The organism is Fusibacter sp. JL298sf-3, from assembly GCF_053842995.1.
On sequence record NZ_CM132608.1, the window covers coordinates 1,480,226 to 1,495,058 of the forward strand.

General features: G+C 49.6%; 15 protein-coding genes. 9 read left to right on the forward strand and 6 right to left on the reverse strand.

Annotated features, from left to right (window positions below; all coding sequences use genetic code 11):
• Positions 1 to 508 precede the first annotated feature (508 nt).
• Complete coding sequence (locus tag ACR6HW_RS07165; protein WP_455730465.1) at positions 509 to 1,153, forward strand: hypothetical protein; 645 nt, start codon at positions 509 to 511, stop codon at positions 1,151 to 1,153.
• A gap of 280 nt (positions 1,154 to 1,433) precedes the next feature.
• On the opposite strand, the gene ACR6HW_RS07170 is transcribed toward ACR6HW_RS07165, so the two are convergent.
• The 4 genes from ACR6HW_RS07170 to ACR6HW_RS07185 all read right to left on the reverse strand — a co-directional run bounded on the left by ACR6HW_RS07170 (position 1,434) and on the right by ACR6HW_RS07185 (position 4,538).
• Entirely contained in the window at positions 1,434 to 1,673 is a 240-nt protein-coding gene (locus ACR6HW_RS07170; protein ID WP_455730466.1) for an HPr family phosphocarrier protein, read from the reverse strand.
• A gap of 8 nt (positions 1,674 to 1,681) precedes the next feature.
• On the reverse strand, positions 1,682 to 2,170 hold the full coding sequence (locus ACR6HW_RS07175) for a PTS sugar transporter subunit IIA (protein ID WP_455730467.1): 489 nt from the start codon (positions 2,168 to 2,170) through the stop codon (positions 1,682 to 1,684).
• 28 nt (positions 2,171 to 2,198) lie between these two features.
• On the reverse strand, positions 2,199 to 3,569 hold the full coding sequence (gene nagE / locus ACR6HW_RS07180) for an N-acetylglucosamine-specific PTS transporter subunit IIBC (protein ID WP_455730468.1): 1,371 nt from the start codon (positions 3,567 to 3,569) through the stop codon (positions 2,199 to 2,201).
• 135 nt (positions 3,570 to 3,704) lie between these two features.
• Positions 3,705 to 4,538: a PRD domain-containing protein gene (locus ACR6HW_RS07185; RefSeq protein ID WP_455730469.1), complete on the reverse strand. Its 834-nt coding sequence runs from the start codon at positions 4,536 to 4,538 to the stop codon at positions 3,705 to 3,707.
• A 385-nt stretch (positions 4,539 to 4,923) separates the two neighbouring features.
• Between ACR6HW_RS07185 and ACR6HW_RS07190 the strand changes: the two genes are divergently transcribed.
• Entirely contained in the window at positions 4,924 to 5,655 is a 732-nt protein-coding gene (locus ACR6HW_RS07190) for an EFR1 family ferrodoxin (protein ID WP_455730470.1), read from the forward strand.
• On the opposite strand, the gene ACR6HW_RS07195 is transcribed toward ACR6HW_RS07190, so the two are convergent.
• Positions 5,640 to 6,431: a cysteine-rich CWC family protein gene (locus ACR6HW_RS07195; protein WP_455730471.1), complete on the reverse strand. Its 792-nt coding sequence runs from the start codon at positions 6,429 to 6,431 to the stop codon at positions 5,640 to 5,642. The genes ACR6HW_RS07190 and ACR6HW_RS07195 overlap by 16 nt on opposite strands.
• Positions 6,432 to 6,447: 16 nt before the next feature.
• Positions 6,448 to 7,155 (reverse strand): DUF4097 family beta strand repeat-containing protein, encoded by a 708-nt coding sequence (locus tag ACR6HW_RS07200; RefSeq protein ID WP_455730472.1) that lies wholly within the window; start codon positions 7,153 to 7,155, stop codon positions 6,448 to 6,450.
• A gap of 165 nt (positions 7,156 to 7,320) precedes the next feature.
• Here ACR6HW_RS07200 and ACR6HW_RS07205 point away from each other — a divergent pair, with 165 nt between their 5' ends.
• The 7 genes from ACR6HW_RS07205 to abc-f all read left to right on the forward strand — a co-directional run bounded on the left by ACR6HW_RS07205 (position 7,321) and on the right by abc-f (position 14,789).
• On the forward strand, positions 7,321 to 7,989 hold the full coding sequence (locus ACR6HW_RS07205; protein WP_455730473.1) for a GTP pyrophosphokinase: 669 nt from the start codon (positions 7,321 to 7,323) through the stop codon (positions 7,987 to 7,989).
• Positions 7,990 to 8,147: 158 nt separating this feature from the next.
• A complete protein-coding gene (locus ACR6HW_RS07210) occupies positions 8,148 to 9,185 on the forward strand; it encodes a uroporphyrinogen decarboxylase family protein (protein ID WP_455730474.1) in 1,038 nt (345 codons plus the stop codon).
• Positions 9,186 to 9,197: 12 nt separating this feature from the next.
• The gene (locus ACR6HW_RS07215; RefSeq protein ID WP_455730475.1) at positions 9,198 to 9,830 is read left to right on the forward strand and encodes a corrinoid protein; all 633 of its coding nucleotides are present in this window, start codon (positions 9,198 to 9,200) and stop codon (positions 9,828 to 9,830) included.
• Positions 9,809 to 10,825 carry a uroporphyrinogen decarboxylase family protein gene (locus ACR6HW_RS07220; protein WP_455730476.1) on the forward strand — a complete coding sequence of 339 codons (1,017 nt, stop codon included), beginning with the start codon at positions 9,809 to 9,811 and terminating at the stop codon, positions 10,823 to 10,825. The genes ACR6HW_RS07215 and ACR6HW_RS07220 overlap by 22 nt, the downstream gene beginning before the upstream one ends.
• On the forward strand, positions 10,816 to 12,261 hold the full coding sequence (locus ACR6HW_RS07225; protein WP_455730477.1) for an ASKHA domain-containing protein: 1,446 nt from the start codon (positions 10,816 to 10,818) through the stop codon (positions 12,259 to 12,261). The genes ACR6HW_RS07220 and ACR6HW_RS07225 overlap by 10 nt, the downstream gene beginning before the upstream one ends.
• Complete coding sequence (locus ACR6HW_RS07230) at positions 12,261 to 12,962, forward strand: uroporphyrinogen decarboxylase family protein (RefSeq protein ID WP_455730478.1); 702 nt, start codon at positions 12,261 to 12,263, stop codon at positions 12,960 to 12,962. Before ACR6HW_RS07225 ends, ACR6HW_RS07230 begins: the two co-directional genes overlap by 1 nt.
• A gap of 366 nt (positions 12,963 to 13,328) precedes the next feature.
• A complete protein-coding gene (abc-f, locus tag ACR6HW_RS07235; RefSeq protein ID WP_455730479.1) occupies positions 13,329 to 14,789 on the forward strand; it encodes a ribosomal protection-like ABC-F family protein in 1,461 nt (486 codons plus the stop codon).
• Positions 14,790 to 14,833 lie beyond the last annotated feature (44 nt).

Consider the following 14,833-nt stretch of genomic DNA (forward strand, 5'->3'; position numbering starts at 1 on the left):
AACCTATTTTTTAGTTCAGCATATTTGTCGTTGATACTCTTGCTGTGTTGTTGATAATAGCAGCTGCTTCCGGATATACATAGCGTTTTCACGACTTGTTATTATCAGCTCTTTTTAGACCTACTAATGACAAACTTCTGTCCACTCTCCACCGATGCTTTTCATATGATACATAAATGTTTTTAAAATGTTAATTTTACGTAATTCATTTTAAAAACTGTCACTTTTTATGTCTCTCGTGACATTGTATTAGTAAGAGGACTTATTCTCACATTGATAATTGTATGTTTGTCGATTTTAAGTCTGAAAGTTAAGTAGGTTACTTTGTTTTATTAATGAAAAAAGGAGGTGGTGACGCTATTGCGTTATGGTAAGTTGACAGCATGGTGGTTTCTTTTATTACGAAATGAAGAGGTTTCACCATAGGTATACAAATAACATCTATTCCCAGCAAGAGAAAAAATGTTACTGTTGACGTTGTTAATCAATTATGAAATGAGGTGTACGTATGAAAAAAACCAAAAATATTTTCACCCTTTTTCTTGGGACATTAATCGCATTGAGCTTTTCAGTTTCTGCTTTTGCATCCGATATCAAAGCGGAACCAACACTGACAGTAAAAGACTACACTGAGTTTTTAGCAAAAGAATCACCGGAAGATTTTCAGAAGTTTAAAGCCCTGAGTACAAGTGAACAGGAAAAGTATCTTGATTACCTACTTAATCCAGCAACATACAGTGGTAATTTGAACACCTCGGATGTGACCGCAAGTAGCATCGACGAACTGGACGAAAGCAGTTCTCCTACCAACACGACAACACGGAACGCATGGGGATCTAGAACTGTAACAATTCTAGGCATTAAAGTCTTAGAGTATCGCATTGAAGTTGGCTACGATGTTACCGGAAGTTCAATTGAAAAAATAAACTATTACGATGCATATGTCGTGAAAAACTTAAACCCTTTAGTACAAACTGATACAACCAGTAAAAGTGCCTATATTAGCAATAATGTTGTTCATGCCAAAGGTGTTTTCTATTACAAAGTAGGACCGCTTAAAGGATTATCTGTTCAAATAGGAAATGTCTACGGCGAGCTTTTGGCTTATCCTAGTGGTGAATCAAGTATTTCTTATTGGGGAGACAAACTATGAAAAAGAATCTGTTTTTGATTGCACTGCTTGTTGTCTTAGGAATTATAATTGCCCTTAGTATTCTCGCAATTGTAACCTACTATTTAATATAGCCCAATAGCAACACATCGTGTGAAGAAGGTGGATGACCATCGTTACTTTCTTAAGCCTCAACAAAGTCTTTATCCCTGCTGCGGCGCAAGAGAGTCGAAAACGCTTATCTTTATAATAACCAAAAAAAGCCCAGGGGGATGGGCTTTTTTTGGATGTCTCTATAATTAAACCTAAAAGGTTACAGACGCTAGACCAGCGTTTCTAAACAAGCGACAACAGCATCTACGGCCTTGACATCGTCAGAACAAATTTCGATTTCATCACCTTTTGAGATGGCGGCGGACATTAAGCTCATAATACTTTTGGCATTGTAGGCGTTCCCCGCTTTTTTTATGGAGATCGCCGCATCAAATGCCATGGCGGTCTCGACCACAAGCGCTGCCGGTCTCGCGTGTAGCCCCGTCTCATTTTGTATGGTAAATTTCATAAGACCTCCTATCCCTTCATCGTAACAGTACAAACTATTTCACCGGCTTTTTTCTCGCCAAAGGCGACCTCCAGCGCTTTAACCTGTGCCTTTTCTGTAAAGACAACTGGGGTTACAGTTGCTTTTCCATGTGCCGTGAGCGTCGACAGCGCCACTTCAATCAAAGGGTCGCCTGCGACCAGCTTGCTTCCGGCTTCCATTAGCCGCGTAAACCCTTCGCCTTTGAGGTTCACAGTGTCGATGCCCACATGTATGATCATCTCCAGCCCTTCATTTGTACAAATGCCTGCGGCATGATTGGTCTTAAAAATCTGTATCAAAGTGCCGTCACAAGGACTGGTAACCGTCAGGGTATCGCCACTTGGCAATATGGCAAAACCATCTCCCACCATTTTCTTAGAGAAGACCTCGTCAGGCACTTCTTCAATTGGAATCACGACGCCGTCAAAAGGCATTTTAATCTGAATGGTCTTTTCTTTCTTTCTAAACTTAAACATGTTGACATCTCCTCTGTGACTTTTTACTCTATGATAATATATCCTTCAATTCTTCTGCAAGATTTTCCGCTTTTGTGCCGACAATTACTTGAATATTGCGTTCACTTGCAACGATAACGCCTGAGGCACCGAGGCGTTTGAGTTCCGCTTCGTCGATTCTGCTTGAATTGTGGAGCGTCAATCTCAAACGGGTGATGCACGCGTCTACTTCTTCAATGTTGCCGCTGCCGCCGAGGGCGTCGATATACGCCTCTGCCACATGGGAAATACCCATGCTTTCTATGAGCGCGTCGTTCCCCGATTCGTCGTCGGCACGCCCTGGCGTCTTCAAATCAAAGGCCTTAATGAAGAAGACGAAGACCACGTAGTAAACGACGCCGAAAGCGAGCCCCAGCGGCAACAGGAGAATCGGCTTTGTGGCGATTCCAAAGCTTAAGAAGTAGTCAATGGCCCCTGCCGAGAAGCCGAAACCGTGTAAGATGCCCAGAGCAGACGTCACCGCCAAAGACACACCTGTCAAAATGGCGTGTAGGACGTAGAGTGCAGGTGCCAAGAACATAAACATGAACTCAAGCGGTTCTGTAATCCCCGTTAAAAACGACGTAAATGCCACAGACATTAACATACCGCCAACTGCTGCGCGGTTTTCTTTTTTAGCCGTGGTGTATATGGCCAGTGCCACCGCCGGCAAACCGAACATCATAACCGGATAGAATCCCGCCATAAAAGTGCCCGCTGTAGGGTCGCCTGCAAAGAAGCGGTTGAGGTCGCCTGTTGCGCCGCCGAACTCACCGAACACAAACCACAAGAACGAGTTGAGCACGTGGTGCAGCCCTACAGGAATCAACAGGCGGTTGAGGAAACCGAAAACGCCTGCACCAAGAGCACCTGCACCGATAATCCAAGCGCCGAGGGAATCGATGACCGCTTGAATCGGTGGCCAAATGTAACCGAAAGCGATACCGAGAACGAGCGCCAAGAGCGATGTAATAATGGGGACAAACCGTTTTCCACCGAAAAAGCCCAGAAATTCAGGCAGTTTGATGTTGTAGTACTTGTTGTAGAGCACACCGGCCATTATACCGGCAATCATACCGGCGAGGACACCCATGTTGATGGTGTCGTTAATGGCAACGGCCACGTTGGTTAAAACGAGGTAGCCGATGGCACCTGCCAGCCCTGCCGCGCCGTTGTTGTTTTTCGCCAGACCAAACGCGACGCCAATGGCAAAGAGCAATGCCAAGTTATCGAATATGGCACCGCCGGCTGCTGAAATAATCGGGATGTCAAACACATCGGGCTGACCGAGTCTCAACAAGAGTGCTGCCACCGGCAAAGCGGCAACAGGGGTCATAAGCGCCTTACCCACTTTTTGTAGCTTACCAAAAATCTTTTTCATGATTCTTCCTCCCTTATATTTGAGGTGCGCAAAACGCGTCACCTAAAGTCACAAAAGCATCTTCCAAACAAAAAAGGCATGAGCAACACTTCACCTGTGAAGTGTGTGCTCATGCCTGATCGAATCAGTAACACGCTACATGCGCCTGAGGCGCTCTATGTGAATGGTCATATAAACCCGCTCGTTTTTATAAACAGTCTTTCCCATGGTCTTTTCGATATAGGCCACCACTCTTTGTGAGATGTCAAACGCCTCCGGAAACTGAGTTTCTATCGTATCGCCCATAGGGTTGTCGATGTCCTCACCTTTTTCAATGCGATCCAAGCAATACCACAAATGACTGACCAGTCGATCATACACCATCGTCCCGCGTTTGAGCTCTGTGCCCAGTTCCCGCTCAATCAACTCGATAAGTGCTTTAATGACCCGTGTGTTTTTAACAGTTTCTTTGACGTCTTTTTTAAACCGCGCCGCGTGCATGTGAAGTGTGATAAACCCCACCTCCCCTTCGGGGATCTCAATGCCGGTTGCATCGAGCAGCATCTCCTGTGCCCGCACGCCCATCTGGTAAGCTTCAGGGTACAGCATTTTGATTTCGTACAAGAACGGGTTGCTGATGTCCTGTTGCTGTTTAAGGCGCTCCAAGGCAAAACTGATGTGATCGGTCAACACCAGAAAGAGCTTTTCACTCAACTCGCCAAGCGCATTTTCCGCTTCAGAAACAATCTCGGCGCAAACGCCCAGAACCCCTTGGTCGATGCCTTTTAGAAGCGTCATGTAACGCGCTTTGTACGCTTCGTCATATGCTCTGAAAATGCGTTCGACAGCGCTGGACGCTTCGTCGATGACTTGACCTTTTTTCTTGTTAAATCCCAACCCTTTGCCGATTAATATAACTTCTTGACCCGAGTTCTCATCAAACGCCAATACGACGTTGTTGTTCATCGGCTTCTCAATTAAATACGTCACGCCACTTCCCTCCATACCAAACACCCGGTTTTATCTGCTCGCACAAAAAAGGCACAAACACATAAGGACTTCCTTCTGAGTTCATGCCTGATTGAACAGTAACATACTACGAGTTATTGACTTAAGCAAATGATAACATTTTGTAATAGAATCGTCAAGCGTGTATCGGTGTAATTTTAGTTTTTTTCTGAAAATTTCTTTTTCACTTTCGACCGCTCTTGATTTTAGGTGGTTTTAAGGGCTGTTTTCTATTGAACCCCTCCTTAAAACAGCCTTTTTTTGTTGAAACCGTGTAGTTGGCGTAACGCGTAACATAGCGTCCCCTCATTTAGCCGTTCAACTTTTCGAGGGTTCGTGGTATGATGAAAAAAGAGAGGAGTTTTTTATGATTGTCTATTTTTCTGGAACCGGCAACTCCAAATACGTTGCCGAACAACTGGCGACCACTTTGGGAGAAAACGCTTATAGCCTCACGGAGCCCACGCCGCCGACAGTTTCTGAAGAGCGCCTTGGCATCGTCTGCCCCGTGTACGCTTGGGATGTGCCGGCGTACGTTACCCAAAAACTCGCCCCCCTATTAAGCAACCGACACTTTTCGTACATATACCTCGTGCTCACCTGCGGTGAGAACGTCGGTGCCGCTGTTGGGAAGTTCAGGCGTTTTCTCGAAAAGAAGGGCCACGCACTGAGTGCCGGATTTTCTATTCAAATGCCCAACAATTACATTCTATTCGGCGACGTCTGCTCACCTGAAGAAACGCAGCGCCGCATCGACGCGGCTTCTGAGCGCGTCGCAGTCATTGCCGCCCGGGTATCTGAGAGGCACATCGGTGTCGATGCCGTTAAAGGCCCCTTGCCCCAAGTGATGAGTTACGTCATCAGCCCGCTGTTCAACAGGTTTGGTCGTTCCACAAAGCCTTTTGTCGCCGATGATACCTGCACCGCTTGTGGCCTCTGCGTTCGCCTATGCCCTGTTAAGAGCATCGCCCTCAACGCCGAAAGGCCGACTTGGGGTGAAGCGTGTACGCAGTGTTTGGCTTGCCTGCACCGCTGTCCGGTACAGGCTATCCAATACGGCAAAAAAACGACCGATAAGGGCCGTTATTTTTTAGAGTGATGCGTTTCAACACATGTGCGGCATACGCAGGCTTTTCCCCTGTGCGCTTCCGGGATTTCACTGAGTAGGGTCTCTGGAATCGGGGTCTCCATGCACCAGCAGGTATCTGCCGGTGCCCCTTGTGCCATGTGACAGCCGTTGGGTTTGCCGCAAATCGGACAAAGACTCTTGGATTTCTCCGCAGTCATCACAAAGAGCTGATAGGGAACAGAGGTCCCATCTTTCTCTTTTATCCCTTCGTAAAAAACGTCGTAGCGGATATTTTGAAAGCCCGCCGATTCCAAAGTCGCCTTGAGGTCTTCAGGCAGTATACCGTGCACATGGGCGTCTTCATCGTGAAAGCCGTCGTCTTCACCGACTTTTTCCACAACTGTAAACTGAGCCCCAGGTGAAAGCACCGTGTAGACGTCTTCAACAGTTTGAGAAACATCCGGCACATGGTGCAACACCATACATGTAAATACGGCGTCTATAAGCCCTCGGTACGCCGGATAGGCATCCAATGTGCCCTTTAAAACCGTGACGTCTTTCAGCTGTCTTTCCTCGACTTTGCTTCTCGCGACTTCTACCATGCCCTCTGAGGGGTCGAGCATAATCAGTTCTTTAAACCGGTCGTGCAGGCCGAAGCCGATAAGCCCCGTGCCGCATCCGAGTTCTAAGGCAGTTTGCCCCGGTTCATGGCGCATCACGGTCTTCAGTTTTGCGACGATGGCTTCTGCACGTACGATGTTGGCTTCAGAATCCCATACTTTTGAGAGCTCATTAAAATCGGTCATTTAGATTCTCCTTATCTTAATCGAATGATTTGTAAAAGCGGACATCCCCAATCTTCGATTCAACACTGATTTGACGAGTGGCATCAGGTGCTGTATCGAGGGGAAGATCGCCATAGCGCTTGTATTTTAAATCGCCGACGGACAATTTAGTAAATATGTTGTAAAGGCGCGGATTTTCAATACACAAGCGGACGTCTCCGGCCCCCATTTTAATGGCAGCTGTTTCGAGTACACCAAGCGGATCCACTTTAACATCACCGGCTTTGCTCTCGATTACGACGGATTTCAAGCCGCCAAAATATTTCACATCGCCGGCAATTAAGTGCATTTCCACGTGATCAAAGGCGACGTCTTGACATTTGATATCGCCGTATTTGTTTCTCACCGCCAGTGTTGCCGCTTCGACGCCACTAAGTCTTAAGTCGCCGGCACCCATTTTAATGTCGATGGCATCGACGGCATACGCTTCGGGAACTTCGATGCATAGAAAAATGTTGCGCCCGCCAAAATTCAAAAAACGCCCGACGTTTTTCAGGGAAAAGCCCTCGTCCATAAGCGGCTCCCGAATACAGAGCGCACTGTCGTTTTCTTCGATAATAATGTCCTCTGGCAAATGCGTCAGCGCCCCTCTTCGAGACTGCTTTACAGTAACTTGTACCTCATCGACAGATGATTTGATGATTTCGAGATCGGCATAAGCAAGAGCAACTTCCATGTTGTACATTACACACTTCCTTTCTGGTCTCAATTTCAATAACCTGTTTCTATAGTACCATAAAGCGGCTGTTATTGTTTACGATTTATTTAAAGTTTCGCCACGGTTTCAAAATGAAATCACGGTATCCTATTAACGTATTAACAAGCAGGGTCACTGCGAAAGGAGAATTTAATGCACGCCATTCAAGACAAGACTTACGACTTACTTGACAGCTTTAAAGCCAACACATTACCAGAGGGTTTCTTCGACGCCATGAAAGCGTTCTTCAAGATTCAAAACGTCTACCAATCCGCCATCAGGGAAGTAACGACCAAACTGGAGAACCTCAACGACGAATTTAAGTTTGTAAAGGACAGAAACCCCATTCATCAAATTAACAGTCGTATTAAGGCGCCTAAGAGTATTCTCGAAAAACTGATGCGCAAAGGACACGACATCGACATCGAAGCGGCGCGAACAAATCTCGACGACATCGCCGGCGTTCGTGTCATCTGTTCTTATATCGACGACATCTACCGCATCGCCGACCTCCTTTTAGCACAGGATGATATTAAGTTGGTGCGCAAGGCCGACTACATCGCCCATCCAAAGCCCAATGGCTACCGGAGTCTGCATCTGATTATCGCAATTCCCGTCTTCCTTTCAGATCGAAAAGAACTGGTTAAAGTCGAAGTTCAGATTAGAACCATCGCCATGGATTTTTGGGCGTCACTGGAACACGAACTCGCCTACAAGATGTCCAGCGAAAGCGTCGAGGAAATCCGAGGTGAACTCAAGGATTGCGCCGATGTCATCGCTGCAACCGACCAACGCATGCAGAGTTTGCACAACTTACTTTAAAGTGTTGACATAGATTTAAAGAGAGCCTCCCCTTGGCTCTCTTTTTTTGTTCGCACTTATAAACCGACTTAATACAACGGCATTTTCTATAAAACTTTTCAATCCTAAAGCTCGCCTCTTGAATGTTATAATGAAAGAAAAATCGAGGAGTTTGTGTTATGAAAAGTCAAATGACCCCACGCGAACGCATGACTGCATTTGCAAAAGGCGCCCCCATCGACCGCGTTCCCGCCGTCCCCGACATGGGCGTCACCATGGCCCCTCTAATGGGCATCAGTGCAAAGGATTACTACCACAGTGCCGAAAAGATGGCCGCTGTGGAAATCGAGTTGTTTAAAGAACTCAATCACGACTCAGTGAGCATCTCCACCAGCTTGCGCGGTGTCGCTGAAGCCATGGGCGCCGAAGTCGCCTATCCGGACTATCAGGTTTCCTATCTCCTGAAACCCATTATCCAAAAGCCCGAAGAAGTGGCGACACTCAAAGTGGCCGACCCTTTAAAAGACGGAAAGCTCCCCTTGCTTTTAGAAGCCATTGAGCGGACCTACACAGCGCTCCACCAGTCGGTTGACGTCTCCGCGGCCATGTCCGGTCCCATAAGCGTCGCCGCCTCTGTACTCGGCACCGAAACCCTGTTGAGGTGGATGATTCGTGAGCCAAAAGCCCTGCACGAGGTTATGGCTGTCGTCCTCGAATCCAACAACCGATACATCGACGAAGTGGCCAAGCGCGGTGTCGGCATCGGCATTGCCGATCCTGTTTCGTCTATGAGTTTGTTAAGTCCCTCACAATTTAGAACCTTCTCTCTCCCCTATCTGAAAGCCATGTGCCGCCACATCGAGCAAAAAACGGGATCGGCACCGGGCCTTCACATCTGCGGCAAGAGCCGTGCCATCTGGGAAGATGTCGTCGACGCCGGCATCTCAAATTTCAGCCTCGACAACGTCGAATCGCTGTCAGAGGCTAAAGCCGCCATTGGCGATCGGGTCATTATCACGGGGAACGTCCCACCGGTGGAAGTGATGCACCTCGGTACAAAGGCGCAAATTGCAGAGAGTGTACAGGCGTGTATTGAAGCGGGAAAAGACGCCCCTAAGGGGTATATCCTCAGCACGGGCTGTCAAATCCCCATGCACACACCTATTGAAAATCTACACTATTTTATGGAAGCCGCCGACTTGTACGGCCGTTACTAAAGGAGTCTCCTTATGAACGCACTACTCAATCAAATTGCCACCGCCGTGGTGGAAATGGACGACGAAGCGGTCGTCAGTTGCTGTACCCGTGCCTTAGAAGCGGGAATCGATGCCAAAACCATTATCGAAAAAGGGCTGGTTGAAGGGATGAACACCGTCAGTGCTTATTTTGAAGACCAGACGTATTTCCTGCCTGAAATCCTCATCTGCTCCGATACATTTAACTTGGGGCTCTCTCAGGTGAAGCCGCACCTCCGCTATGACGACGGACACAAAACCAAAAAAGTCGTCATTGGCGTCGTCGCAGGCGATACCCACGACATCGGCAAAAACATCGTCCGAATTATGATGGAATCTGCCGGTTTCACCTGTTACGACCTCGGGCGCGATGTGCCGCTAGAAGCCTTTATCGACAAAGCGGAGGAAGTCGACGCGGACATCATCTGCATGTCGACGCTGATGACCACCACCATGACCGGAATGAAAACGGTCGTCGACCGCTTAAAAGAACGCCAAATCCGAGACAAGTATACTGTTATGATTGGCGGCGGCCCGATTTCTAACAAATTTGCCGAGGACATTGGTGCCGACTATTACACCAAAGACGCATCGGAGGCTGTGAAATGCATTCGACACCTCAGCTGACCCCCAAAGCGCGCTTGTTAAAAGTCTTGGCGGGGGCTGTGATGGATCGACCGCCGGTAATTTGCCCCGGCGGTATGATGAACGCCGCTGTCACCGAGGTCGTCAAAGCGCTGTCTGTCAACCACAACACCACGGCAGAGGGCATGGTACACGCGGCCCGCGCCGTCTACGAAAAGACCGGCTTTGAAAACTACGGCGTGCCTTTTTGCATGACCTGTGAAGCGGAGCCGTTCAACCCCAATATGACCTCCGGAGACGCCTGCTGCGAACCTAAAATAACCGCGTATGTGCCGTGGCCTGACGACGCCACCCTACAGGCAAAGGCGTCTTACGCCAATAGCCCCAAGTGTCGTCAGGTGCTCTCTGCAATTGCATCGCTGAAAAACGATACCGTTCCCGTCATCGGCAACATCACCGGTCCCGTCAGCACGGCGACGAGCATCGTCGATCCAACGGACTTTTTTAAAGCGCTTCGCAAATCGCCTGAGCGCGCAGAGACCCTGCTCCATACGATTAACGACACCCTTGTGGCCTATGCCCGTGCAATGATTGCCGCAGGGGCGGATGTCATTGCGATTTCAGACCCAACAGCCACTGGCGAAATTTTGGGTACGCACTATTTTGAACGCTTTGCAAAACCGCTCTACACCGCTTTTATCGACGCACTGGAGGTGCCGGTTATCGTCCATATTTGCGGCGATGCCACAGCGGTTGTCCCACAATTGATGACTGTCGGCGCCCACGCCCTCAGCTTTGACGCCATTGTCTCCCTATCGCGCGTTCAAAAAACTGCTCATACGGCGCTTATGGGCAACATCAACACGCAGCTCCTGCAAAACGGATCTCCTGAAAAAATACAGCGGGCAGCGCAACACGCTTTAGACGCCGGCGTGTCCATCGTCTCCCCGGCATGTGGCCTCGGCATGGCGACGCCCCTCGTCAATCTCAGGGCATTGACCGACTATGTTAAATCGGGAGGCCGACAATGCATGTAACCGTTATCGACCAATACGACAACAGGCGCACCGTCGAGGCGGCGCCGAATCACTCCCTGCTCGATACTTTCAGGGCAAACGGCATCGATCTGGACAGCCCTTGCAACGGTTTCGGCACTTGCGGCAAGTGCCGCGTCACCGTCGACGGCAGCGTACACCTCGCTTGTAAGACGTCACCTACTGACGGCGCCTGCGTCCACTACACGTCCTCTGAAGGCACCACCGAACACGTGACCACCACCGGACGCCACGAAACAGAACCCTTGGGCATTGCCATCGACATCGGTACAACCGGCATCAGCTGTGTCCTCGTGGGCCTCCACAGCCATCGCCGCCTGTCTGCGGTGGAAGCGGTCAACCGCCAAACGCGTTTCGGCGCCGACGTCTTTACGCGAATTGCACACAGCATGAGCGGCAAAAGTGCCTGTGCCGATTTGCAAGAGACACTTACCAAGCAGCTTGACGCACTGTGTCGCGCGGCAATCGGTACACAGTCGCCAAACGCCGTTGAGAAAATCGCCATCGCTGCGAACACGACGATGTGCGCTCTCCTCCTCGGCCTCGATGTCACCGGTTTGTCCCGCTACCCCTATACCCCACCTCAATTGACGTTTGAAAACACCTCACCAAGCGATGTGGGCTTATCTATCTTTTCAAAAGCACAGTTAACTCTGCTGCCTTGTGCCGGAGCGTTTATCGGCGGAGACATCACCGCGGGGCTCGCCGTTCTGCCGGATATAGCACACACCGCACTCTTTGTGGACATCGGGACAAACGGCGAAATCGTCCTTTTAAAAGCAGGGCGCCGATACGCCACGTCCACTGCAGCGGGCCCGGCACTGGAGGGGATGAACATCTCCTGCGGGTCGCGGGCTATTCCGGGGGCCATTGAGCGGGTAACCCGCATCGGCCAGGACATCGCCGTGAAAACCATCGGTGACTTACCGGCGAGCAGTCTCTGCGGAAGCGGTCTTATTGACGCTGTTGCCACGCTTTTAGACAGTGCAGTGCTCACCCCTTCCGGACGGTATCTCCCCAAATTTAAAGACGGCTACCCACTGGCGGAGGACATCGTCTTGACCCAAAGAGACATTCGTCAGGTTCAACTGGCCAAAGGGGCCATTGCCTCGGGGATACGCGCACTGCTCAGAGAAACGGGCACAGCGCCCGATGCCGTGCAGACCCTTTACATCGCCGGAAACTTTGGCTATCACCTGACACCTTCCGCCATAAGGCGCATCGGACTCGTCCCCGAAGAACTCCCCTGTGCCATTGAGTTCTTGGGCAACACCGCACTGGCCGGTGCTGTGGAACAGCTCTACCGAAGAGAAACGCTAACTGCAGGGGCCGTTGACATACTGGAGCTCTCGACCCTCGACGATTTCCAGACGCTGTTTATCGACGCCCTCAACTTTCCCGAAGAAAGGACTTGCTAATGGCCACTTGTCGCCCTCATGAGACAACGCCTTATCCCAGCGGTATCCAGTACGACGCCGACGCTTTGTTTACGTTTTTACAGACCTCCGGAAGGCGCTTGCAGCTCCCCCTCGACCACACCTTGGAGTGCGAGGCGTTTGGCTGTTCACTTGCATACGATTCGGCGACGGGACTGCGCGTCCGCGAGCCAATTTTAAAAACATTAGAAGCCGCGGCAACGGTTGTCCCTGTGACGACCCCACGCTACACCGCGCTTATGGACACTTTAAAAAAACTTTGTGACAAAGGCCTTTCCCCTGAGCTGTCCCTTACCGGCGGCGTCACCGTCGCCACGACTGTTATGCCCATGGCCTTATTTTTCAAGGGCTTCCGCACACAGCACACCGGAACTCTCCAGTTGCTGGAAACGGTCGGTGCCTTCCTAACGGCCTATGTGGCCTCGGCGCTACAAGCGGGGGTACGGCAATTTAGCTACGCCGACCCCATTATGCGACCGGACCTCTTGGGATACGCCGTTTACCATGGGCTCATCGATGCCTTTTTTATCCCCCTTCTCTCTGCGTGGTACGACTTAGGGGACTCTTTTACTCTGACACTGTGCCCTCAGTTCTCAAAGGCCATTGCTCGGGAACGCCTTGAGCCCTTCTCAAAGCGCATTAGCATCACCGAGACCTGCTGTGTGCGGTCTCAAAGCTTATAAGAAGTGCCTCTATTGCACACGCTTGTGGCGTTACCCACTTTCAATAAGATTCTGCGCAGTGGTCTGCAAACGTCTTTACAAGTACACAAACTTCTGCTATGATAGATACAGTTTAAAACAAATGAACCGAATGAGGAGATGAAAACATGAATAAAACTTCTTGCTAATTATTGGCCACGCAAACCTTAAGAGTCCCAAAGTCTCTGTCGCTGTTGATTCAGCGTTGTTTGTCGTGCGCTCGTGCAAGAAGTAATCATCTCTGGACTTTTTTTGTCGTGCAGACGATGCGAGAATACTTCTTGCATCGTCTTTTTTATATCCAAGCACTTTAAAAGCGCTTGGCACACACGTCAAAAGGAGGCCTCTATGTCTATAATACACATTAAAAATCTTACCTTTGCCTATCCGGGCAGTTATGAAAACGTCTTCAACAATGTCACACTGGTCCTCGAAAGCGACTGGAAGCTCGGCTTTACCGGTCGGAACGGCCGCGGTAAAACGACTTTCCTCAAGTTGCTCGCCGGGCACTATTCGTACAAGGGCACCATTCAAACCTCAGTCACATTTGACTACTACCCGCAGGACATCTCGCCTGCCGAAACGCGTACCGTGGGGCACCTCGTCGACCACTTGGCCGAGGCTTGGCAAGTGGCGAAGGAGATGAATGCTTTAGGACTTCCCGAAGCGTATCTGAACAGGGCATACCACACGCTCAGCGCCGGGGAGCAAACCAAAGTCCAGATGATGATGCTCTTTTTAAAGCCGCATCGATTTTTACTAATCGATGAGCCGACCAACCATCTCGACCAAGAGGGCCGGCGACAAATGATGGCTTATCTCAATAAGAAAAAAGGCTTTATTGTGGTTTCACACGACCGAGAATTTTTAGACGGCTGTACCGACCACACCCTCAGCATCAACAAAACCCATATCGAAATTCAACGGGGCAGCTATTCGTCTTACCTCAGAAACAAAGCGTTAAAAGACGGCTTTGAGCAACGTGAAAACTCAAAGCTCGAAAAGGAAATCCACACCCTCTCTAAAGCGGTTCAACGAACAGAGGGCTGGTCGCACGCAGTAGAGGCCACAAAAATCGGATTGGGCGGCGTCGACCGAGGGTACATCGGCGCGAAATCGGCCAAGATGATGAAGCGTTCTAAAGCCATTCAAAAACGGAAGCTACGCCACCTCGAAGAAAAGGAGAAACTGCTGAAAGACATCGAGTCAGCCGTCCCTATTGAACTGAAACCCCTTGCGTTCAGAACAGAAAAACTGGTGACAATGAAAGACTTAGGGGTTGCTTTTACCCCGGACACACCGGTGATTAAGGGACTTGATCTGGAGATTAAAAATGGGGAGCGCATCGTCCTCGAAGGCGGCAACGGCGCGGGGAAATCCACAGTCCTCAAGGCACTTATGGGAGAATGTCCCCATACGGGTACCATTACCGCGCCAAACGACCTCATTATCTCCTATGTGCCACAGGAGGCCACCCGTCTTTCAGGCACTGTGAAAAACTACATCAAAGACAGCGGCGTCGCCGAATGGCTCTTGGTGTCCATGCTTGAAAAGCTCGATTTTTCACCTGAGTGGCTTTCAAAGCCCATCCACTGTCTCAGCGAGGGACAGAAGAAAAAACTCATGTTGGCGAAGAGCCTCTGCGAAAAAGCGCACCTGTACATTTGGGACGAGCCGCTGAACTACATCGATATCCACTCTCGAGAGCAGCTGGAAAACCTAATTCTCACTTACCAGCCGACGCTGATTCTCGTCGAACACGATGCCTATTTTAAAAAGCGTATCGCCACGCGAGTTGTTACAATTTAAGCCCTTTTATAAGGCGCCCACTGTGTTATAATAGCTTTAGATTA

Excerpts from the sequence above, each read along its gene's own strand:
- ACR6HW_RS07200 (WP_455730472.1), bottom strand. The coding sequence starts at position 7,155 with ATGTACAACATGGAAGTTGCTCTTGCTTATGCCGATCTCGAAATCATC.
- ACR6HW_RS07225 (WP_455730477.1), top strand. The coding sequence starts at position 10,816 with ATGCATGTAACCGTTATCGACCAATACGACAACAGGCGCACCGTCGAG.
- ACR6HW_RS07170 (WP_455730466.1), bottom strand. The coding sequence starts at position 1,673 with ATGAAATTTACCATACAAAATGAGACGGGGCTACACGCGAGACCGGCA.
- ACR6HW_RS07195 (WP_455730471.1), bottom strand. The coding sequence starts at position 6,431 with ATGACCGATTTTAATGAGCTCTCAAAAGTATGGGATTCTGAAGCCAAC.
- ACR6HW_RS07175 (WP_455730467.1), bottom strand. The coding sequence starts at position 2,170 with ATGTTTAAGTTTAGAAAGAAAGAAAAGACCATTCAGATTAAAATGCCT.
- ACR6HW_RS07220 (WP_455730476.1), top strand. The coding sequence starts at position 9,809 with ATGCATTCGACACCTCAGCTGACCCCCAAAGCGCGCTTGTTAAAAGTC.
- ACR6HW_RS07230 (WP_455730478.1), top strand. The coding sequence starts at position 12,261 with ATGGCCACTTGTCGCCCTCATGAGACAACGCCTTATCCCAGCGGTATC.
- abc-f (WP_455730479.1), top strand. The coding sequence starts at position 13,329 with ATGTCTATAATACACATTAAAAATCTTACCTTTGCCTATCCGGGCAGT.
- ACR6HW_RS07190 (WP_455730470.1), top strand. The coding sequence starts at position 4,924 with ATGATTGTCTATTTTTCTGGAACCGGCAACTCCAAATACGTTGCCGAA.
- ACR6HW_RS07210 (WP_455730474.1), top strand. The coding sequence starts at position 8,148 with ATGAAAAGTCAAATGACCCCACGCGAACGCATGACTGCATTTGCAAAA.
- ACR6HW_RS07205 (WP_455730473.1), top strand. The coding sequence starts at position 7,321 with ATGCACGCCATTCAAGACAAGACTTACGACTTACTTGACAGCTTTAAA.
- ACR6HW_RS07165 (WP_455730465.1), top strand. The coding sequence starts at position 509 with ATGAAAAAAACCAAAAATATTTTCACCCTTTTTCTTGGGACATTAATC.
- ACR6HW_RS07215 (WP_455730475.1), top strand. The coding sequence starts at position 9,198 with ATGAACGCACTACTCAATCAAATTGCCACCGCCGTGGTGGAAATGGAC.
- nagE (WP_455730468.1), bottom strand. The coding sequence starts at position 3,569 with ATGAAAAAGATTTTTGGTAAGCTACAAAAAGTGGGTAAGGCGCTTATG.